This window comes from Streptomyces wedmorensis, assembly GCF_000716445.1.
Lineage (GTDB): Bacteria > Actinomycetota > Actinomycetes > Streptomycetales > Streptomycetaceae > Streptomyces > Streptomyces wedmorensis.
Map to the genome: position 1 here is coordinate 19,865 of NZ_JNWK01000011.1, position 19,946 is coordinate 39,810.

The 19,946-nt window shown below is 71.9% G+C and carries 18 protein-coding genes; 4 read left to right on the forward strand and 14 right to left on the reverse strand.

The window, feature by feature from the left end:
* Nucleotides 1-146: 146 nt before the first annotated feature.
* The gene (locus OO54_RS11635; protein WP_033202794.1) at nt 147-1,724 is read right to left on the reverse strand and encodes an MDR family MFS transporter; all 1,578 of its coding nucleotides are present in this window, start codon (nt 1,722-1,724) and stop codon (nt 147-149) included.
* A gap of 98 nt (nt 1,725-1,822) precedes the next feature.
* Between OO54_RS11635 and OO54_RS11640 the strand changes: the two genes are divergently transcribed.
* The gene (locus OO54_RS11640) at nt 1,823-2,386 is read left to right on the forward strand and encodes a TetR/AcrR family transcriptional regulator (RefSeq protein WP_017240024.1); all 564 of its coding nucleotides are present in this window, start codon (nt 1,823-1,825) and stop codon (nt 2,384-2,386) included.
* An 11-nt stretch (nt 2,387-2,397) separates the two neighbouring features.
* On the opposite strand, the gene OO54_RS11645 is transcribed toward OO54_RS11640, so the two are convergent.
* Nucleotides 2,398-3,117, reverse strand: a complete 720-nt coding sequence (locus OO54_RS11645; protein ID WP_051786869.1) for a M23 family metallopeptidase — start codon at nt 3,115-3,117, stop codon at nt 2,398-2,400.
* 476 nt (nt 3,118-3,593) lie between these two features.
* Here OO54_RS11645 and OO54_RS11650 point away from each other — a divergent pair, with 476 nt between their 5' ends.
* The gene (locus tag OO54_RS11650; protein WP_033202796.1) at nt 3,594-6,380 is read left to right on the forward strand and encodes an NACHT domain-containing protein; all 2,787 of its coding nucleotides are present in this window, start codon (nt 3,594-3,596) and stop codon (nt 6,378-6,380) included.
* A 59-nt stretch (nt 6,381-6,439) separates the two neighbouring features.
* Here the strand turns inward: OO54_RS11650 and OO54_RS11655 are convergent, their stop codons facing one another.
* Nucleotides 6,440-8,962, reverse strand: coding sequence for an ATP-dependent Clp protease ATP-binding subunit (locus OO54_RS11655; protein ID WP_033202797.1), 2,523 nt, complete (start codon nt 8,960-8,962; stop codon nt 6,440-6,442).
* 473 nt (nt 8,963-9,435) lie between these two features.
* Here OO54_RS11655 and OO54_RS11660 point away from each other — a divergent pair, with 473 nt between their 5' ends.
* Entirely contained in the window at nt 9,436-10,026 is a 591-nt protein-coding gene (locus OO54_RS11660; protein WP_033202798.1) for an SCO3374 family protein, read from the forward strand.
* Here the strand turns inward: OO54_RS11660 and OO54_RS11665 are convergent.
* The 10 genes from OO54_RS11665 to OO54_RS11710 all read right to left on the reverse strand — a co-directional run bounded on the left by OO54_RS11665 (nt 10,005) and on the right by OO54_RS11710 (nt 18,174).
* Complete coding sequence (locus tag OO54_RS11665) at nt 10,005-10,337, reverse strand: histone-like nucleoid-structuring protein Lsr2 (RefSeq protein WP_017240029.1); 333 nt, start codon at nt 10,335-10,337, stop codon at nt 10,005-10,007. The genes OO54_RS11660 and OO54_RS11665 overlap by 22 nt on opposite strands.
* A 125-nt stretch (nt 10,338-10,462) precedes the next feature.
* Nucleotides 10,463-11,008: an amino-acid N-acetyltransferase gene (locus tag OO54_RS11670; RefSeq protein ID WP_017240030.1), complete on the reverse strand. Its 546-nt coding sequence runs from the start codon at nt 11,006-11,008 to the stop codon at nt 10,463-10,465.
* Between the two features lie 9 nt (nt 11,009-11,017).
* Nucleotides 11,018-11,437 (reverse strand): BlaI/MecI/CopY family transcriptional regulator, encoded by a 420-nt coding sequence (locus tag OO54_RS11675; RefSeq protein ID WP_078905156.1) that lies wholly within the window; start codon nt 11,435-11,437, stop codon nt 11,018-11,020.
* Between the two features lie 129 nt (nt 11,438-11,566).
* Nucleotides 11,567-11,746, reverse strand: coding sequence for a hypothetical protein (locus OO54_RS11680; protein WP_017240031.1), 180 nt, complete (start codon nt 11,744-11,746; stop codon nt 11,567-11,569).
* 14 nt (nt 11,747-11,760) lie between these two features.
* The gene (locus tag OO54_RS11685) at nt 11,761-12,333 is read right to left on the reverse strand and encodes a hypothetical protein (RefSeq protein WP_200146740.1); all 573 of its coding nucleotides are present in this window, start codon (nt 12,331-12,333) and stop codon (nt 11,761-11,763) included.
* Nucleotides 12,334-12,612: 279 nt separating this feature from the next.
* The gene (locus OO54_RS11690) at nt 12,613-13,419 is read right to left on the reverse strand and encodes a type III pantothenate kinase (protein WP_033202800.1); all 807 of its coding nucleotides are present in this window, start codon (nt 13,417-13,419) and stop codon (nt 12,613-12,615) included.
* On the reverse strand, nt 13,419-14,438 hold the full coding sequence (nadC, locus tag OO54_RS11695) for a carboxylating nicotinate-nucleotide diphosphorylase (RefSeq protein WP_033202801.1): 1,020 nt from the start codon (nt 14,436-14,438) through the stop codon (nt 13,419-13,421). Before nadC ends, OO54_RS11690 begins: the two co-directional genes overlap by 1 nt.
* Entirely contained in the window at nt 14,439-16,133 is a 1,695-nt protein-coding gene (locus tag OO54_RS11700) for an L-aspartate oxidase (protein ID WP_033202802.1), read from the reverse strand.
* Nucleotides 16,130-17,230 (reverse strand): pantoate--beta-alanine ligase, encoded by a 1,101-nt coding sequence (gene panC, locus OO54_RS11705; protein WP_033202803.1) that lies wholly within the window; start codon nt 17,228-17,230, stop codon nt 16,130-16,132. Before panC ends, OO54_RS11700 begins: the two co-directional genes overlap by 4 nt.
* A complete protein-coding gene (locus OO54_RS11710) occupies nt 17,227-18,174 on the reverse strand; it encodes a Rossmann-like and DUF2520 domain-containing protein (RefSeq protein ID WP_033202804.1) in 948 nt (315 codons plus the stop codon). Before OO54_RS11710 ends, panC begins: the two co-directional genes overlap by 4 nt.
* A gap of 114 nt (nt 18,175-18,288) precedes the next feature.
* Between OO54_RS11710 and OO54_RS11715 the strand changes: the two genes are divergently transcribed.
* A complete protein-coding gene (locus OO54_RS11715) occupies nt 18,289-19,470 on the forward strand; it encodes a threonine aldolase family protein (RefSeq protein WP_245236719.1) in 1,182 nt (393 codons plus the stop codon).
* 183 nt (nt 19,471-19,653) lie between these two features.
* On the opposite strand, the gene OO54_RS11720 is transcribed toward OO54_RS11715, so the two are convergent.
* Nucleotides 19,654-19,884 (reverse strand): hypothetical protein, encoded by a 231-nt coding sequence (locus OO54_RS11720; protein WP_017240039.1) that lies wholly within the window; start codon nt 19,882-19,884, stop codon nt 19,654-19,656.
* Nucleotides 19,885-19,946 lie beyond the last annotated feature (62 nt).

Consider the following 19,946-nt stretch of genomic DNA (forward strand, 5'->3'; position numbering starts at 1 on the left):
GGCGAGCGGATCCGCTGCCGGCCTGAGGCGTACGGGAAACCTGGGGCGTACGACGAAGGGGCCAGTCCACTGCCGGCCTGAGGCGTACGGAAAGGGGCCGGGTCCCTTGTCAGGACCCGGCCCCTTCGTCGTACGCGCTACCGGTCTCAGACCGTCTCCGCGACCTTCACGGTGTCGCCGGACTCCGGCTTCGGTGCCGCCGCCGGTCCCGCGCCCCGGAGCGTCACCTCCTTGACGAAGAAGGCGAGGACGAAGCCGAGGACGGCGACCGCGGAGGCGAGCAGGAAGGCGCCGTGGGTGCCGGTGGCGACCGCGTGCTGGTAGGCCTCGCGGAGTGCCTCCGGCAGCTTGGCGAGGCTGGCCGCGTCGAGCTGCGCGGTGCGCTCGGTGAGCCCGGACCCGCCGCGGGCGGCCATCTCGTCCTGGACGCGGCCGGTGAAGAGCGCGCCCATGACGGCGACGCCGAAGGAGGAGCCGAGCGTCCGGAACAGGGTGGTGGAGGACGAGGCGACGCCCATGTCCTTCATCTCCACGCTGTTCTGGGCGACCAGCATCGTGATCTGCATCAGGAAGCCCATGCCGGCGCCGAGGACGGCCATCCAGACCCCGGAGACCAGGCGCGAGGTACCGGTGTCCATGGTGGAGAGCAGGTAGAGGCCGACCACCATGAGGGCCCCGCCGGCGATCGGGAAGACCTTGTACTTGCCGGTGCTGGTGGTGAACCGGCCGACGAGCAGCGAGACGACCATCATCGACAGCAGCATCGGCAGGAGGAGCAGGCCGGAGTTGGTCGCCGATGCGCCCTGGACGGACTGCTGGAAGATCGGCAGGTAGAGGACCGCGCCGAACATCACGAAGCCGGTGATGAAGCCGATCAGGGACATCAGGGTGAAGTTGCGGCTGCGGAAGATGTGCAGCGGCATGATCGGGTCGCTCGCGCGGGTCTCGACGAAGAGGAAGGCGGCGAGCGCGGCGGCGCCGCCGATCGCGAGGCCGACGATCATGCCCGAGCCCCAGGCGTACTCCGTGCCGCCCCAGGTGGTGACGAGGACGATCGCGGTGATGCCGACGGTCAGCAGTCCGGCTCCGAGGAAGTCGATCCGCGTGCCGGTGGCGCGCTGCTTCTTCGGCAGGTGCAGGACGGTGCTCACCATGGCGAGGGCGACGACGCCGAGCGGCAGGTTGATGTAGAAGGACCAGCGCCAGCCCCAGTGGTCCGTGATGGTGCCGCCGACGAGGGGTCCGCCGATCATGGCGAGGGCCATCACGCCGGCCATCATGCCCTGGTACTTGCCCCGCTCGCGGGGCGGGATCAGGTCGCCGATGATCGCCATGACGCCGACCATGAGGCCGCCGGCGCCGAGGCCCTGGATGGTGCGGAAGCCGATGAGCTGGCCCATGTCCTGGGCCATGCCGCTGAGCGCCGAGCCGATCAGGAAGATCACGATCGAGGCGAGGAAGACGCCCTTGCGGCCGAACATGTCGCCGACCTTGCCCCAGAGGGGGGTGGAGGCGGCGGTGGCCAGGGTGTAGGCGGTGACGACCCAGGAGAGGTGCTCCAGGCCGCCGAGCTCGCCGACGATCGTCGGCATCGCGGTGCCGATGATCATGTTGTCGAGCATCGCGAGCAGCATCGCGATCATGAGGGCGAGAAGGACGACGCGGACACTGCGCGCGGGTGGTGCCTCCCCCTCGGCCGTCTTGACTGTCTCGTTCGTCGCCATGTCGTTCCCTTACTTGCCGCCCGGCTAGTTACTACACTGGGGACGGTAGACGCGGAACTAGCCGGTCGTCAAGTAAGTAAGTGTGGAAGCGAGAGACCATGGCCCAGGCCCGAGGCAACACCCGCCAGCGCATCCAGGACGTGGCTCTCGCCCTCTTCGCCGAACAGGGCTACGAGAAGACCTCGCTGCGCGAGATCGCGGAGCGCCTCGACGTCACCAAGGCCGCGCTCTACTACCACTTCAAGACCAAGGAAGACATCCTCATCGGGATCTTCGAGGACCTGACCCGCCCCATGGACGAGCTGATCGCCTGGGCCGAGGAGCAGCCCCGCACGCTCGAGACCAAGCAGGAGGTCCTGCGCCGCTACCAGGTGGCGCTGCGCGCGGCGGAGCCCCTCTTCCGCTTCATCCAGGAGAACCAGGCCACCGTGCGCGAGCTCAGCGTCGGCCTGACGTTCAAGGAGCGCATGCTCACGCTGAGCGACCTGATCCAGGAGCCGGACCTCCCGATGACGGACAAGGTCCGCTGCGTCAGCGCGATCTTCACGCTGCACGCGGGCACGTTCTTCATGCAGAACGTCGAAGGCGACCCGGAGGACAAGCACGGAGCCGTCCTCGAGGTCGCCCTCGATCTGATCAGTCAGGCCTATTCGGCCTCCTGAGGCGGGTCGGGTCAGATGCCGACGCCGTGGGCCCGCAGGAAGGCGGCCGGGTTGACGGCGGAGCCGTAGTTCGGGGTCGTGCGGATCTCGAAGTGCAGGTGGGGGCCGGAGGAGTTGCCGGTGTTGCCCGAGAGGGCGATCTGCTGGCCGGCGCCGACCTTCTGGCCGACGTGGACCTTGATCTTCGACAGGTGGGCGTACTGCGAGTACGTGCCGTTGGCGTGCTTGACGACGATCGCGTTGCCGTACGCGGGGCCGTCGCCGCCGCCGTTCGGGCCGGCCTTCACGACGGTGCCCGCACCCGCGGCCTTGACCGGGGTGCCGACCGGGACGGCGAAGTCCTGGCCGGAGTGCTTGTGGGCCCACATCGCGCCGCCCTGGTTGTAGCTGGCGGTCAGGGTGTACGAGCTGACCGGCTTGACCCAGGAGGCGGCCTTCTTGGCCGTGACGGCCTTCTTCGCGGCGGCGGCCTTCACGGCGGCGGTCTTCGCGGCGGCGGCCTTGGCTGCCGCTGCCTTGGTGGCGGCGGCCTTCACCTGGGCGGCCACCTTGGCCTGGGTCTCGGCCTGGGTGGCGACGGCGGCGGACGCGGTCACGGCGATCGGGGTGACGGCCTGGCCCTCGGCGGCGAAGGCGGACCCTGCTCCGGCCACCATCGACGCTCCCAGACCCGCGGCGGCGAGAGCGACGGCGGCGGTACGGGTGGCGGGGTTCATGACGCGCTTCGACATACGGGGGGAAACCTCCGGGAAGTACGGGACCCGACGTGAACAGGTGCTCAGCGCCGGGCTTGCTCATCCTTGGTAACCCGGACCCCCGCCAAGCCCAAAACACCCCATCTACGACATAGCGTCGTAGCGATCTCCTCGGAAGATCGACCCTTGACGGCCTTGCCTTCAACTCCTGAAACCGGACATAACGACACAAGAGAAACAGTTTATCCGCACGTCACGGGGCGCCGGAACCGCCCGAAACGCCAGGCCTGCCCGGTTCGGGACCCCAGAGGTCCAAGGTCCCGACGCTTGATCCCTAAACGTCCCGAATCGCCATCAAAGGTCGCCACTATTCCGGTTAGTACCCCCCGAAACGCCTGTGCCGCTTGTCACCCGGCACCGACCGCGAATGGGACCTGGGTCACGCAACCGACCCACCGGAAAGGCCGTCCCGCACTACGCTGGCGCATTCCGTGATCTTCGGGGGGACACCTATGGAACCGGCACTCATCGGCACCCGCCTCGCCTCGGCGGCGATCAGCCCACTCCTGAAGAAACTGCTGGTCAGCGACGGTCCCGGAGCCGGACTCACCGGGAACGCGCCCAAAGTGAGGCTCTCCGGCCTCGTCTCCTTCCGCGGCGAGAAGCGCAGCCTCACCGAGAAGGACGTCCGCAGACTCGCGGCGACGCTGGTCGAACGCTCCCTGGACGAGCGCGCCGAGGCCCCGTTCCCCGCCGACGAGACCGAGGCCGTCGTCCACACCCTGGGGGCGACCCTCCTCGCCCTCGGCGACCTCGACATGGACGACGTCCAGGCCGTCCGCCTCGGCCACCGCACCCTCGCCCGCCGCCTCCGGGCCGCGGCCCCCGCCCCCGACGGCCTCTCCACGGACTCCGCCCTCTACCTGGAGTCCCTCACCGAATGGGCCTGCCTCCACATCCTGGAGTTCTTCACCCAGCGCTCCACCTTCATCGCCCGCAGCCTGGTCGAACAGACCCGCGGCCAGACCGAACTCATCGCGAAGCTCGACGAGGTCATCCGCCGGACGCCACGCGCGGACGGCCGCGACACCGCCTTCGAGCGCCGCTACCTGGACCACCTGGCGAAGAAGCACGGCCGCCTGACCATCTACGGCATCGACCTCCACCACTCGCCGGACCGGTGGCCGCTGGACCTGGCGTACCTCTCCCTGGAGGCGACGGGGACGGGGGTCGACAGCCCCTGGTTCGAGACCGGAACGGCCGCTCCCGCGGACGACGACACGGCGGAGAGCCCCTGGTTCGCCGCCGCGCCCCTGGACCACGGGGTCCGCGCCGACCTCTCGCTCGCCCGGCACGACCGAATCCTGCTGCGCGGCCTCGCCGGCTCCGGCAAGTCCACGCTCGTCCAGTGGCTCACCGTCTCCGCTGCCACCGAGGGCCGCACCGAGGGTATGGCCTACCTGAACGGCCGCATCCCCTTCGTCCTCCCCCTCCGCACCCTCACCCGCCACGGCGAGCGGCTCCCCGCCCCCGACCTCTTCCTCTCCGCCGCCGGCTGCCCGCTCACCGCGCCCGACGGCTGGGCCGACCGGGTCCTGAGCGCCGGACGCGGCCTGATCCTCGTCGACGGCATCGACGAGATCCCCGAAGCCGAACGCGGCCGGGCCCGCGAATGGCTCCGTGGCCTCCTCGACACGTACGACGGCAACCGCTGGCTCGTGACCTCACGCCCCACCGCCGTACGGGACGACTGGCTGGCCTCCGAGGCCTTCACCGAGCTGACCCTCTCCCCCATGACCCCCGCCGCGGTGACCACCTACGTACGCCGCTGGCACCAGGCCGCCGGGCCGGACGCGGAGCCGTACGAGCAGCCGCTCCTCGACGCCCTGCGCACCGCGGAACACGTCGCCCAGCTCGCCACCAACCCCCTCATGTGCGGGCTCATCTGCGCCCTCCACCGCGACCGGCGCGGCTTCCTGCCCCGCGGCCGCAAGGCGCTCTACGAGGCCGCCCTGTCGATGCTCCTCTCCCGCCGGGACCGCGAGCGGGACATGGCAGCCCCGTACGGCGTCACCCTCGACGAGGCCCCGCAGATCCAGCTGATCCAGCGCCTCGCGTACTGGCTGACGCTCAACGGCCGGACCCAGCTGGACCGCGCCCGCGCCGAGTCGATCGTGACGGAGGCGGCCCCCGCCGTCCCCGAGGCCTCCGCGTACGACCCGAACGCGCTCTTCACCCACCTCCTGCACCGCAGCGGCCTCCTGCGCGAGCCCACCGAGGACACCGTCGACTTCGTCCACCGCACCTTCCAGGACTACCTGGCCGCCAAGGCCCTCGTGGACCACTGGGACATCGGCGTCCTCATCGGGCACGCCAACGACGACCAGTGGGAGGACGTCATCCGCATGGCGGTCGGCCACGCACGGCCTCGCGAATGCGCGGAGATCCTGCGCGAGCTGCTCGCTGCCGCCGACGCCGCCGAGGACCGCCGCGTCCAGCTGCGCCTCGTCCTCCTCGCGGCCACGGCCCTCGAACACGCCACGGAGGTCCCCCCGGAGGTACGCGCCGAGGTCCTGGCTCGCACGGCCGAGGTGATCCCGCCGCGCGGCGTGCGGGAGGCCCGCGAGCTGGCCGCCGTGGGGCGCCTGATCCTGGATCTGCTGCCGGCGCCGGAGGGGCTGAGCCAGGGGCACGCCTACCTGGTGGCGACCGCGGCGAGCCATCTCTCCTCCGACGCGGCGCTGCTCTATCTGGCGGGCTTCGTCGGCCGCCCCGAGATCCTGGTCCGCTCACAGCTCATGTGGGCGTGGACCCGCTTCGACGCCGAGCGGTACGCCGAGGAGATCATCGCGAAGCTCGACCCGGCCGAGCTCTACTACACCGTCGTGACCGATGACCAGGCCGCCGCCCTGTCACGGCTGGGCCTGCGGCCCGAGCTCCTGGACATCAGGGCGGGAGTCGGCGAGAAAGGCTTCGCCTTCCTCCGGCCGATGCTGCCCGACGTACGCGGTCTGAGGCTGCTCGGCTTCGAGAGCGCTCGCTCGGTGCTCGACACGCTCGGGCCGCTGCCCCAGGTGACGTCGCTCCTCGTGGAGGTCGACCACGAAGATCCCCCGTTCCGGCTGATCACAGAGGCCTTCCCCCACCTGAACGCTCTCGTTCTCGAAGCGGCGCCCCGCGCCACCTGGGACGTGACCCTCCTCGCGCCTCTCCGCGGTCTGCGCCAGCTGCTCGTCCCCCGAGGGGCCACGCTCACCGGCCTCGAACACCTCCCGGCGGACATCAGCCTCACCCACTAGACAAAGGGGCGGCCCCGGAACCTTCTGGTTCCGGGGCCGCCCCTTGGTGCAGCTGTGCCTTACGCGTCCTTCGAGAGGTTCGGGCCGGTGCCGCCCGTGGCCTCGATGGGCGGGGAGTCCGGCAGGGCCGACTTCTCCTCGCCGCGGAAGGTGAACTTGCGCTCCTCGCCGTCGCCCTCGGTGTCGACGACCACGATGTGACCGGGGCGCAGGTCGCCGAAGAGGATCTTCTCCGACAGCGTGTCCTCGATCTCGCGCTGGATCGTCCGGCGGAGCGGACGGGCGCCCATCACGGGGTCGTAGCCCTTCTTGGACAGGAGCTCCTTCGCGGACTGGGAGAGCTCGATGCCCATGTCCCGGTCCTTCAGGCGCTCGTCCACGCGGCTGATCATCAGGTCGACGATCTGGAGGATGTCGTCCTGGGTCAGCTGCGGGAAGACGATGATGTCGTCCACACGGTTGAGGAACTCCGGGCGGAAGTGCTGCTTCAGCTCGTCGCTGACCTTCGCCTTCATCCGCTCGTAGTTGGACTTCGTGTCGCCCTGGGCGGCGAAGCCCAGGTTGAAGCCCTTCGAGATGTCCCGGGTCCCGAGGTTGGTGGTCATGATGATCACCGTGTTCTTGAAGTCCACGACCCGGCCCTGGGAGTCGGTCAGGCGACCGTCCTCCAGGATCTGGAGAAGGGAATTGAAGATATCGGGGTGGGCCTTCTCGACCTCGTCGAAGAGGACGACGGAGAACGGCTTGCGGCGCACCTTCTCGGTGAGCTGGCCGCCCTCTTCGTAGCCGACGTATCCGGGCGGCGAACCGAAGAGGCGGGAAACCGTGTGCTTCTCGCTGAACTCCGACATGTCGAGGGAGATCATCGCGTCCTCGTCGCCGAAGAGGAATTCGGCGAGGGCCTTCGAAAGCTCGGTCTTACCGACACCGGACGGACCGGCGAAGATGAACGAGCCACCGGGGCGCTTCGGGTCCTTCAGACCGGCCCGCGTACGGCGGATGGCCCGCGACAGGCCCTTGACGGCGTCCTTCTGGCCGATGACGCGCTTGTGGAGCTCGTCCTCCATGCGGAGCAGGCGGCTGGACTCCTCCTCGGTCAGCTTGAAGACCGGGATGCCGGTGGCGGTCGCGAGGACCTCGGCGATCAGCTCGCCGTCGACCTCGGCGACGACGTCCATGTCGCCGGCCTTCCACTCCTTCTCGCGCTTGGCCTTCGCGGCGAGGAGCTGCTTCTCCTTGTCGCGGAGCGAGGCGGCCTTCTCGAAGTCCTGCGAGTCGATCGCGGACTCCTTGTCGCGGCGGACGCCGGCGATCTTCTCGTCGAACTCGCGGAGGTCCGGCGGCGCGGTCATCCGGCGGATGCGCATCCGGGAGCCGGCCTCGTCGATCAGGTCGATCGCCTTGTCCGGGAGGAAGCGGTCCGAGATGTACCGGTCGGCGAGGGTCGCGGCCTGGACGAGGGCCTCGTCGGTGATGGAGACCCGGTGGTGGGCCTCGTACCGGTCGCGCAGACCCTTGAGGATCTCGATGGTGTGCGGCAGCGACGGCTCGGCGACCTGGATGGGCTGGAAGCGGCGCTCGAGGGCCGCGTCCTTCTCCAGGTACTTGCGGTACTCGTCGAGGGTGGTCGCACCGATGGTCTGGAGCTCACCACGGGCCAGCATCGGCTTGAGGATGCTGGCGGCGTCGATCGCGCCCTCGGCGGCGCCCGCACCCACGAGGGTGTGGAGCTCGTCGATGAACAGGATGATGTCGCCGCGGGTGCGGATCTCCTTGAGGACCTTCTTCAGGCGCTCCTCGAAGTCACCGCGGTAGCGGGAGCCGGCGACCAGCGCGCCGAGGTCCAGGGTGTAGAGGTGCTTGTCCTTGAGGGTCTCGGGCACCTCGCCCTTGACGATGGCCTGCGCGAGGCCTTCGACGACGGCGGTCTTGCCGACGCCGGGCTCGCCGATGAGGACCGGGTTGTTCTTGGTGCGGCGGGACAGCACCTGCATGACCCGCTCGATCTCCTTCTCGCGCCCGATGACCGGGTCGAGCTTGGATTCGCGGGCCGCCTGGGTGAGGTTGCGGCCGAACTGGTCGAGGACCAGGGACGTCGAGGGCGTGCCCTCGGCAGGACCGCCGGCCGTGGCGGCTTCCTTGCCCTGGTAGCCGGAGAGCAGCTGGATGACCTGCTGTCGCACCCGGTTGAGGTCGGCGCCCAGCTTCACGAGGACCTGGGCGGCGACGCCCTCGCCCTCGCGGATCAGGCCGAGCAGGATGTGCTCGGTGCCGATGTAGTTGTGGCCGAGCTGGAGGGCCTCACGGAGCGAGAGCTCCAGGACCTTCTTGGCGCGAGGGGTGAAGGGGATGTGCCCGGACGGGGCCTGCTGCCCCTGCCCGATGATCTCCTCCACCTGCTGGCGGACCGCCTCGAGCGAAATCCCGAGGCTCTCCAGGGCCTTAGCGGCGACACCCTCACCCTCGTGGATAAGGCCCAGAAGGATGTGCTCGGTGCCGATGTAGTTGTGGTTGAGCATCCGGGCTTCTTCCTGAGCCAGGACGACAACCCGCCGCGCGCGGTCGGTGAACCTCTCGAACATCGTTAATCGCTCCTCAGAGCGGTCAGTCAGTTAGGGGTCGATCCCCTCCCTGTCCTTCCGCAGCTTAGTCCCGCAAGCGGGGACCGCTCATTCCAACTGCCGACATCCGTCCGGATCACCCCCTCTTCCGCGGGGAGACCTGCTGCCGAACAGCCGACAAATGCTCCAACCCGATGGTGCGAGACGATGTTCCCGCAGGCCAAGTAGTTACCCGCGCCATCAGTACGCCGATGGCGAACGTGAGACGCCGAAGCCCGCGAGTCGCCCCTCTCCACTAGGAATGTCTTACCCGTAAGCACTGACACTCCATGCGGCGCACCCCGGTTCCCTCCGCTACCAGCGAACACCCTTGCGCGGTCGAATGCACGCGTACGCCTCATCACGGACACCGTGCGCGTCCGGAAGGGGACCGAACGTCACGACGACGTCCCCCGGGGCGTAACCAAGACGCCCCCGCGGGAGTTCCACCGGGCATGGCTTTCACCGTCCCGCTGCCCCGCTCGCCGATCGACGGCGGCATGGCGCGGTGGTACGAGGACGAGCTCGGCTGGGCGACGGTGGCGGGTCCGCCGGTGCAGCTGGTCACGGGGCTGCGGTTCGACGTCCTGGAGCTGCCCGCCGCGGCCGGTCGGGGCGTGCTGCGCCGGATGGGCGCGGCGACGGGTCCTGTGGCCCTGATGGGGCGCCGGATGCGGCTGCTCGTGGCAGCGGGGAGCGCCGAGGAGCTCCCAGGACTGCTCGACTGGCTGGAGTGGGGCGGGATCTCGCTGGATCTCGCCGGTGTGGGCGCCGATGGCCGGATGGCCGCGCCCCTTCCCCCGGGGCGCGGCAATTCCGGCACTCGGGGCGCCGCCGTGTGGCTGCGGGCGCCCGTGCCGGGGCGCGAGGTGGAGACCTCGCTGCCGGCCCTGCGGTCCGCACCGTGGGGCGGTGCGGATGCCCCGTGCCTGGTGCGGCTCGTGGCCGCGGCCGCGACTGAGTGCCACCGGGTGCGGCTGCTGAGTGCCCGGCCCCGTGGGCCGGCGGCTCAGCAGCTGTCGCCTCAGCGGTTCGCGTCCTCGTAGGCCGCCTTGACGGTGGCGGGCACGCGGCCGCGGTCGTTCACGTCGTAGCCGTTCTCCTTGGCCCACGCGCGGATCTTGGCGGTGTCGGGACTGCCGGCCGCGACACGGCCCTTGCCGCGCCCGCCCGTGGTGCGGCCACCGGTGCGACGGCCACCCGCGGTGTACGGCTCCAGCAGGCCACGGAGCTTTTCGGCGTTGGCGGTGGTGAGGTCGATCTCGTAGGTCTTCCCGTCCAGCGCGAACGTCACCGTCTCGTCCGCTTCGACGCCGTCGAGGTCGTCGACAAGAAGGACCTGAACCTTCTGTGCCACCGGATTTCCTTTCATCGAAAATGCAGTACGCGGAAAGGAAACCGCTTTTCCCGGAAAAACACAAACCCCTGGCAGAGGTTCAGAACCCCGGCAACGCGGGAAACGTGCGCGATTCGGACATAGGGTTACAGGTGCAGAAGCATCCGGCTGTTGCCCAAGGTGTTCGGCTTCACTCGTTCGAGACCGAGGAACTCGGCGACTCCCTCGTCATAGGAACGCAGGAGCTCGCTGTAGACATCTCCGTCGACCGGGGTCTCGCCGATCTCCACGAAGCCGTGCTTCGCGAAGAAGTCGACTTCGAAGGTCAGGCAGAATACCCGCCGCACCCCGAGCCATCGGGCCGTGTGCAACAACTTGTCGAGCACCTGATGTCCGACTCCGGCTCCCTTGAACTCGGGATCCACGGCGAGAGTGCGGACTTCGGCGAGGTCTTCCCACATCACGTGGAGGGCGCCGCAGCCGACGACGGTGGCGTCCTCGTCGCGTTCCGCGACCCAGAACTCCTGGATGGACTCGTAAAGGGTCACGGTCGCCTTGTCGAGCAGGATGCCGCGACTCACGAAAGGATCGACGAGGCGGCGGACCGCGGCGACATCGCTGGTGCGGGCCCTGCGGACGGTGACGGCTTTGGCGGAGGCCGCGGAGGCGGCCGGAGAGGCAGACGGCGACATGGGGGGACGCTATCGCTCCCGGACCCCGGTCCTGTCGGCGCCCTCCTCGGGCGGGGCGGTCAGCGGGGTGTCCCGCTGGACGATTCTGATGGCGTCGTTCAGGGCCTCGCGCTGGCCCTGCGACATCATCCCGAAGAAGGCGACGAGTGCGGCCGCCGGGTTGTCGCTCTGGGCCCAGGCCTCGTTCATCAGGGCGGCCGAGTAGGCGGCCCGGGTGGAGACCGCGGTATATCGATAGGCGCGGCCTTCGACTTCGCGGCGCACCCAGCCCTTCTGATGGAGATTGTCCATGACGGTCATGACGGTCGTGTAGGCGATGGACCGTTCCTGCTGGAGGTCCTCCAGAACTTCCCGGACGGTCACCGGGCGGTTCCATTGCCAGACGCGCGTCATGACGGCGTCTTCGAGCTCTCCCAATGGACGGGGCACAACGTCACCTTAGTGCGCAAAAGGCCAATGAACAGCCACTGACGGAAGGAAACGTAGCAAAAAGGACGCGCGACCTCGAAAGGTCACGCGTCCCGGGTGGTGCGCCGGCCGCCCCTGAGGGCGACCGCCTCAGGAGGCGGGGGTGCCGTCCGCCTGACGGGCGGCCTCGGCGCGGGCGATGGCGGCGTCCACGACCGCATCCTCCTTGGCCTTGTTCGGGCCGCCCTGGCTCTTCACGATCGTGACGACGAGGGCGATGAAGAACGCGGCCATCACGACGGGGGGCAGGAGCGCGGATACGTAGTCCATGACGACCAGGGTAGCTATCCGGCGACCCGCTCCTCGGGCGGGGGCGGGGGTACCGGCCGACGGCGCGGCGGGAACACCTCGGAGGGCTTGGGCACCGGACGCTCCGCCGGTACGGGCGGGGTCGGCTTGGGCTCGTCGGCCGCCGCGCGCCCGCCGGGCAGCGCCAGCAGCCGGGCCCGGGGCACGCCCGCCGGGGCGGCGACGGTGGCCTGGGAGACCCGGGCCAGGCGGGTGCGCACGGAACGCTCGGCAAGCACCTGGCAGCGGGTGAGCAGCTCGGAGGCCCCTGCGTTGCGCCGCAGCGCGCGCAGGGCCGCGAGGTCGTCGGCCCCGGGGTCGTACCCGGCGGCCAGGGCGTCCCGGAGGAGGTCCAGGTAGCCGCCGAGCGAACCGGGCAGCGCCTCGCGGTAGCGGGCCAGGTCGTCCAGGAGGAAGGCGCGCAGCCGGCCGGCCTCGCGCGCGGCCTCGTCCACGGATTCGGCCAGGCGCAGGCAGTCCTGGACGTCCTCGTCCTGGAGGGGGGCGGGGTGGAGGGCGATGGCAAGGGCGCGACGGAGCACACGCAGCTCGTCCGCGCTGAACGCCATGCCGCCGCGGTATCCGTATGGCGTGGGCATGGGCCGACACTACGCGCTAATCGGACAATTTTCTCTTAGCGATCATTCCGGCGCGCCGCCGCGCGGCCCCCCGGGAGGGCCGGTCCGGTGGACGCGGGAGGGCCGGTCCGGTGGACGCGGGAGGGCCGGTCCGGTGGACGCGGGAGGGCCGGTCCGGTGGGCGGCCGGGGCCCGAGCCGGTGGACGCGGGAAGGCTCGGCCGGTGAGGGCGCGGAGCCCGGGGTGCCCGGGTGGGCCGGGCACCGGGGCTCACATGCGGGTGACGTTCCGCTCGTACACCAGGCGCAGGCCGATCAGGGTCAGCCAGGGCTCGTGCTCGTCGATCTCGGCCGACTCGCCGAGGACCATCGGGGCGAGGCCGCCCGTGGCGATGACGGTGACGTCGGAGGGGTTGCCGTTCGGGCCGACGAGCTCGCGCTTCATGCGGGCGACGACGCCGTCGACCTGGCCCGCGTAGCCGAAGATGATGCCCGACTGCATCGCCTCGACCGTGTTCTTGCCGATCACGTTCCGCGGGCGGGCCAGCTCGATCTTGCGGAGCATGGCGCCCTTCACGCCCAGCGCCTCGACCGAGATCTCGATGCCGGGCGCGATGGCCCCGCCCGCGTACTCGCCGCGCGCGGTGACCGCGTCGTACGTCGTCGCCGTGCCGAAGTCGACGACGATCGCGGGACCGCCGTACAGCTCGACCGCCGCGGCCGCGTTGATGACGCGGTCCGCGCCGACCTCCTTGGGGTTGTCGGTGATGACCGGGACGCCCGTCTTGACGCCCGGCTCCACCAGGACCGCCGGCACGTCCCCGTAGTACCGGCGGGTCACCTCGCGCAGTTCGTGCAGCACCGAGGGGACCGTCGCGCAGATGGCGATCCCCTCGATGCCGTCGCTCAGCTCGACGCCGAGCAGCGGGTGCATGCCCATGAGGCCCTGGAGCAGGACCGCCCACTCGTCGGCGGTCCGGCGCGGGTCCGTGGAAATGCGCCAGTGCTCGATGACCTCCTCGCCGTCGAAGAGGCCGAGGACCGTCTGGGTGTTGCCGACGTCGATGGTGAGCAGCATCAGACGGCCGCCTCGCGCAGGTCGAGGCCGATGTCGAGGATCGGGGAGGAGTGGGTGAGCCCGCCGACCGCCAGGTAGTCCACGCCGGTCGCCGCGTACGCCGCCGCGTTCTCCAGGGTCAGCCGGCCCGAGGACTCCAGGACGGCGCGGCCCGCGACGATCGCGACGGCCTCCTCGGTCTCGATCGGGGTGAAGTTGTCGAGCAGGATCAGGTCGGCGCCCGCGTCCAGGACCTCGCGGACCTGGTGCATCGTGTCGACCTCGACCTCGATCGGTACCTCGGGGAACATCTCGCGCACGGCCTCGAAGGCCTCGGCGACGCCACCGGCCGCCACCACGTGGTTGTCCTTCACGAGGGCCGCGTCGGACAGCGACATGCGGTGGTTCACGCCGCCGCCGCAGCGGACCGCGTACTTCTCCAGGGCGCGCAGGCCCGGGGTGGTCTTGCGGGTGTCGCGGACCTTCGCCTTCGTGCCCTCCAGGGCGTCCGCCCACGCGCGCGTGGCGGTGGCGATGCCGGAGAGGCGGCACAGGATGTTGAGCGCGCTGCGCTCGCCGGTGAGCAGGTCGCGGGTGCGGGCGGTGACGCTGAGCAGCGTCTGCCCGGCCTCGACGCGCTCGCCGTCCTCGACGTGCCGCTCGACCTCGAACTCGTCCGCGCAGACGATGGACAGGACGGCCTCGGCGACCCGCAGACCGGCCACGACACCGGCCTCGCGGGCGGTGAAGTCGGCGGTGGCGACGGCGTCCTCGGGAACGGTCGCCACGGTCGTCACGTCGACGCCGCCGTCGAGGTCCTCGGCGATCGCCAGGTGGGCGATGTCCTCGACCTGCACCGGGTCGAGACCGGCCTCGGCGAGCAGCTCGGCGAGCGCGGGGTCGAGCCCGCACTCGAACTCCTCGCCCCCGCCGCAGGCGCAGTCGTCGCCGCAGCCTTCGGGCTCGTCGGCGGAGACCGTGTTGATCTGGATGAGAGGGACGTCCACGGGCTCGGGACGGGCTTCCTCGGGCGTGCTCACTTACGGCTCCCTTGGGGCGTCGACGGTGGGGGGAAAGTCGAAGGTGTCGGTGGTGCGGACGTCGAGGGTCCGCTCCGGCGTGAGGCGTACGACGAGGTGCCGGCGCCAGTCCGTGTCGTCCCGGTCCGGGTGGTCCTCGCGCCAGTGGCAGCCGCGGGTCTCCTCGCGGCGGCGGGCCGCGGCGACCAGGACCCGGGCGACGCACAGCAGGTTGGTGGTCTCCCAGGACTCCACACCGGGCTCGGCGGCCTTGGTGTCGTCGGTGCCGCCGGCCACGGCGTCGCTGTGCAGGGCGTCGAGGGCCTCGGCGGCCGCCCGCAGGCTGGTCTCCGAGCGGAGCACCCCCGCGCCGGCCGTCATCACCCGCTGCACGCGGGTCCGCGCGCCCGCCACGGGCAGCGGCAGGGTCACCGGCGCCGGGTGCGGCACCGGGGCTCCCGCCACGCGCGGGGCGGCGGCCGTGATGTCCTCGGCGATCCGCTCGGCGAAGACCAGGCCTTCGAGGAGCGAGTTCGAGGCGAGCCGGTTGGCGCCGTGGACGCCCGTACAGGCCACCTCGCCGCACGCGTACAGGCCGGGGACGGTGGTCCGGCCGCTCAGGTCCGTGCGGACACCGCCGGAGGCGTAGTGGGCGGCGGGGGCGACCGGGATCGGCTCGGTCACCGGGTCGATGTCGTGCGAGCGGCAGGCGGCCAGGATCGTCGGGAAGCGCTGCTCCCACATCTCGGCGCCGAAGTGCCGGCCGTCGAGGTACATGTGCTCGGTGCCGTGCTCCTGCATCCGGCGCGTGATCGCCTTGGCGACGATGTCCCGGGGGGCGAGCTCGGCCAGCTCGTGCTGCCCGACCATGAAGCGGACCCCGTCGGCGTCGACCAGGTGGGCGCCCTCGCCGCGTACCGCCTCGGAGACCAGCGGCTGCTGGCCCTCGGAGCCGGCGCCCAGGAAGAGCACCGTCGGGTGGAACTGGACGAACTCCAGGTCGGAGACCTCGGCGCCGGCCCGCAGGGCGAGCGCGACGCCGTCGCCGGTGGAGACGGCCGGGTTCGTGGTGGCGGAGTAGACCTGGCCCATGCCGCCGGTCGCCAGGACCACCGCGGGCGCGTGGACGGCGCCGACGCCGTCGTGCTGGCCCTCGCCCATGACGTGCAGGGTCACGCCCGCCGTGCGCCCCTCGGCGTCGGTCAGGAGGTCGAGGACGAGGGCGTGCTCGATGAAGCGGACGCCCCCGTCCCGTATCGCCTCGACCAGGGCGCGGGAGATCTCGGCGCCGGTCGCGTCCCCACCCGCGTGGGCGATCCGACGGCGGTGGTGGCCGCCCTCCCGGGTCAGCGCGATCTCGCCGTCGGAGCTCTTGTCGAAGTCGGCGCCGGTGGCGATCAGCCGCCGGACGGCGTCCGGGCCCTCGGTGACCAGCAGCCGCACGGCGTCCTCGTCGCAGAGGCCCGCGCCGGCGACCAGGGTGTCGTCGAGGTGCTGCTCGGGGGTGTCGCCCTCGCCGAGGGCGGCGGCGATGCCGCCCTGGGCCCAGCGGGTGGAGCCGTCGTCGAGCCGGGCCTTGGTGACGACGACGGTACGGAGCCCGGCGGCGGTGCACCGCAGGGCGGCGGTGAGACCGGCGACCCCGGAGCCGACCACGACGACGTCGGCGTCGATGTCCCAGCCGGGCGCGGGGGCGTGCAGCCGTATTCCGGTCACTTGGCGGCTCCGAACGGGGTGGTTCCGGACCCGGCGGTCCCGAACGCGAGGGGGATGTTGTCGATCAGCCGCGTGGCACCCACGCGCGCGGCGACGGCGAGGATCGCGTCACCGTCGTGGTCGTCGTCGACCTCGGTGAAGTCCGCCGGATCGACGAGCGCCAGGTAGTCGAGGGTGAGCGGCGGCTCGGCCTTGGCCGCGTCGTCGAGGACGGCGCGGGCCGCGGCCCGCACGGCCTCGGCCCCACCTGGCTCGGCGGCCTGCGCGACCGCGTGGGCGTCGGCGGCGGCCCGGGCCTCGCCGAGCCGGGAGAGCGCCTCGGCGCGGTTCTCGGCCCGGCCCTGGGCGCCCGGGAGGGAGGCGGCACGCGCGCGCAGCGCCTCCTGGGCGGCGAGCCGGTCGCCGGCGGCGAACAGCGCGCGGGACAGCGCGAGGGCGGTACGGCGCTCCTCGGCCGACAGGTAGCGGTTGCGGCTGGACAGGGCGAGGCCGTCGGCCTCACGGACGGTGTCCACGCCGACGATCTCGACCGGGAAGTTCAGGTCCTGGACCATCCGGCGGATCAGGGCCAGCTGCTGCGCGTCCTTCTGGCCGAAGAAGGCCAGGTCGGGGCCGGTGAGGTGGAGCAGCTTGGCGACGACGGTCAGCATGCCGTCGAAGTGGCCGGGCCGGGAGGCGCCTTCGAGGCGCTCGCCCATCGGGCCCGCGGTGATCCGGACCTGGGGCTCGCCGCCCGGGTAGACCTCGTCGGCGGACGGCGCGAAGACGACGCTCGCGCCGGCGTCGAGGGCCAGTTCCAGGTCGGCGTCGAGGGTGCGCGGGTAGCGGTCGAGGTCCTCGCCCGCGCCGAACTGGAGCGGGTTGACGAAGACGGTGACGACGACGAAGCCCTCGGCGCCCACGCGCTCGCGTGCGGCCCGGATCAGGGTGGCGTGGCCCTCGTGGAGGGCACCCATGGTCATGACGACGGCGGTGCGGCCGGGGGCGCTCCAGTGGGCGACGGCGTCCGCGAGGTCCTCGACCGCGCGGAGCAGCTCGGCCGGCTGGTGGCGGACGGGTCGGCCGCCCTCGGCGCTCTTGCGGGCGGACAGGGTCATCGGTCGTCTCCTTGCGGCCCGTCGGCGGCGGCGGTGCTGTCGGCGGCGAGCACGCCCAGCAGGTCCTCGGCCAGTTCGGGCTTGAGCAGGCCGTGGGCGAGCGCCCGGTCGGCGGTCGTGCGGGCCATCGCCAGGTATCCGGCGACGGTGCCGGGCGCGTGCTTGCGCAGCTCGGCGACGTGGGCGGCGACCGTGCCGGCGTCACCGCGCGCGACGGGGCCGGTGAGGGCCGCGTCCCCCGACCGCAGCGCGTTGTCCAGGGCGGCGCCGAGCAGGGGGCCGAGCATGCGGTCGGGAGCGGCGACGCCCGCCTTGTGGAGCAGCTCCATCGACTGGGCCACCAAGGTGACCAGGTGGTTCGCGCCGAGGGCCAGGGCCGCGTGGTAGAGCGGGCGGGCCTCCTCGGCGACCCACTCGGGCTCGCCGCCCATCTCGATCACCAGGGCCTCGGCCGCGAGCCGCAGCTCGTCGGGAGCGGTGACCCCGAAGGAGCAGCCGGCGAGCCGCTGGACGTCGACCGCGGTGCCGGTGAACGTCATCGCGGGGTGCAGCGCGAGCGGCAGGGCGCCGGCCTGCCGGGCGGGGTCCAGGACCCGTGCCCCGTACCGCCCGGAGGTGTGGACGATCAGCTGTCCCGGCCGTACGGCTCCGGTGTCCGCGAGGCCCTCGACCAGGCCCGGCAGGGCGTCGTCCGGGACGGTCAGCAGGACCAGGTCGGCGAGGGCGAGGACGCGGGCCGGCTCGACGACCGGGACGTCGGGCAGGAGGTCGGCGGCGCGGCGGCGGGAGGCGTCGGAGACCGCCGAGACGGCGACGGGACGGTGTCCGGCGAGCCGGAGGGCGGCGGCGAGGGCGGGGCCCACGCGGCCTGCGCCGACGACTCCGACGGTGAGCCGGGCGGGTCGGTCCTCGGGTCGGGTCTCTGGCGCTGCTGGTGCGTTCACGGTGGGGACGGCCTTCCGTTCCAGTCCTCGGCGGGTACCGGACGATTTCTGGTCATGCTACGCCAGCGTTTCGCGCTGCTCCGTGGCTGTCCACAGGGTGTGGGTGGTGGTGTGATGATCAGGCCCATGAATCCTGTAAGTCCTGAGAGTCCCGTGGACGAGGAAGCGGCCCGGCAGTACCGGGCGAAGCTCTGGGGAGGCGCCGCCCGCAAGCTGTGGGACACCTCCGTCGACGGCACGGTCGGCCCCCGGCTGCGCGAACTGGCCGACTGGGCGGAGGCCGCCGGCCACGGCGAGGCGCTGATCGACACGTACGGCAACGGGCTCGTGGAGGAGCTGGAGCGGCGCGTCGCCCAGGAGCTCGGCATGCCCGCCGCCGTCTTCTTCCCGACCGGCACCATGGCTCAGCAGGTGGCGCTGCGCTGCTGGGCCGGCCGCACCGGCAGCCCGGTCGTCGCCCTCCACCCGCTCGGCCACCCCGAGGTCCACGAGGGCGGGGCGTTCGCGGCCGTCTCCGGGCTCCGCACGGTCCACCCGACCGACGCGCCGAGGCTGCCGACCGCCGAGGAGGTACGGGACCACCCGGAGCCGTTCGGGGCGCTGATGCTGGAGCTCCCGCTGCGCGAGGCCGGCTTCGTCCTGCCGTCCTGGGAAGAGCTGACCGAGGTGGTGGAGGCGGCCCGCGAACGCGACGCGGTCGTCCACTTCGACGGGGCCCGGCTGTGGGAGTGCCCGACGCGTCTCGGCCGCGGGCTCGCGGAGATCGCGGGGCTCGCCGACAGCGTGTACGTCTCGTTCTACAAGTCCCTCGGCGGCCTGTCCGGCGCCGCGCTCGCCGGTCCCGAGGACGTCATGGAGGAGGCCCGGGTCTGGCGGCACCGGTACGGCGGCCAGCTCTTCCAGCAGTACCCGGTGGCGCTCGCCGCGCTCCGGGGCCTCGACACCGAGCTGCCCCGCCTGCCCGACTACGTGGCACACGCGCGCGTGGTGGCCGACGCGGTCCGCGAGGCCTTCGCCGAGGCCGGCGTCGGCTGGTCCCGGATCCACCCCGAGGCCCCCCACACCCACCAGTTCCAGGTCTGGCTCCCGTACGACCCCGACGCCCTCACCGCGGCCGCCGTCGCCCAGACCGAGGCCACCGGTACCGCCCTCTTCCGCCGCTGGTTCGCCCCCGGCGCCGGCGGCCCCCCGGGCGTCGCCTCCACCGAACTGACGGTCACGGCCCCCGGGCTCGCCTGGACCGCCGCGGACGTGAAGGACGCGGTACGGGACTTCCTGTCCAGGATCAAGGCCTGAGGGGGCGCTGAGCGGGGGCCCGGAGCGCTGAGCCGGGGCCGCTGAGCCGGGGCGGTGTCCGGGGCCGCTGTGGGCCGAGGCCGCTGAGCCGGGGCAGTGTCCGAGGCCGCTGAGCCGGGGCGGGGGCGGTCGCTCCTCGGGCGCCCCTCTGGCAGCTCCTCGGGCGCCCCTCTGGCAGAGGCGTCAGCAGGAGCAGGAACGGCGGCGGTCCGCGGGAGCGGGGTGCAGCAGGCGGCGCAGGGCCGTGCGGAGGGCGCCGCGCGCGGGGCGGCCCGCGAGCACCCGGGCGAAGCGGCGCCGGTCGCGGACCGACCGCAGGACGGCGACGTCGTGGGTGCCGGGCACCGGCGGCGCGGGCTCGCCCAGCCGGGCGGCGCGGTACGCGTCGAAGAGGTACTGATGCATCGCGTTCATGCCGTCACCGTGCGCCGCGCCCCCGCCCCGTGGCCCGCCGTTTGACGGGGCTCGTCAAACGG

Coding starts and splice junctions, on each gene's coding strand:
- OO54_RS11635 (WP_033202794.1), bottom strand. CDS start 1,724: ATGGCGACGAACGAGACAGTCAAGACGGCCGAGGGGGAGGCACCACCC.
- OO54_RS11640 (WP_017240024.1), top strand. CDS start 1,823: ATGGCCCAGGCCCGAGGCAACACCCGCCAGCGCATCCAGGACGTGGCT.
- OO54_RS11645 (WP_051786869.1), bottom strand. CDS start 3,117: ATGTCGAAGCGCGTCATGAACCCCGCCACCCGTACCGCCGCCGTCGCT.
- OO54_RS11650 (WP_033202796.1), top strand. CDS start 3,594: ATGGAACCGGCACTCATCGGCACCCGCCTCGCCTCGGCGGCGATCAGC.
- OO54_RS11655 (WP_033202797.1), bottom strand. CDS start 8,962: ATGTTCGAGAGGTTCACCGACCGCGCGCGGCGGGTTGTCGTCCTGGCT.
- OO54_RS11660 (WP_033202798.1), top strand. CDS start 9,436: ATGGCTTTCACCGTCCCGCTGCCCCGCTCGCCGATCGACGGCGGCATG.
- OO54_RS11670 (WP_017240030.1), bottom strand. CDS start 11,008: ATGTCGCCGTCTGCCTCTCCGGCCGCCTCCGCGGCCTCCGCCAAAGCC.
- OO54_RS11680 (WP_017240031.1), bottom strand. CDS start 11,746: ATGGACTACGTATCCGCGCTCCTGCCCCCCGTCGTGATGGCCGCGTTC.
- OO54_RS11685 (WP_200146740.1), bottom strand. CDS start 12,333: ATGGCGTTCAGCGCGGACGAGCTGCGTGTGCTCCGTCGCGCCCTTGCC.
- OO54_RS11690 (WP_033202800.1), bottom strand. CDS start 13,419: ATGCTGCTCACCATCGACGTCGGCAACACCCAGACGGTCCTCGGCCTC.
- panC (WP_033202803.1), bottom strand. CDS start 17,230: ATGACCCTGTCCGCCCGCAAGAGCGCCGAGGGCGGCCGACCCGTCCGC.
- OO54_RS11715 (WP_245236719.1), top strand. CDS start 18,289: ATGATCAGGCCCATGAATCCTGTAAGTCCTGAGAGTCCCGTGGACGAG.
- OO54_RS11720 (WP_017240039.1), bottom strand. CDS start 19,884: ATGAACGCGATGCATCAGTACCTCTTCGACGCGTACCGCGCCGCCCGG.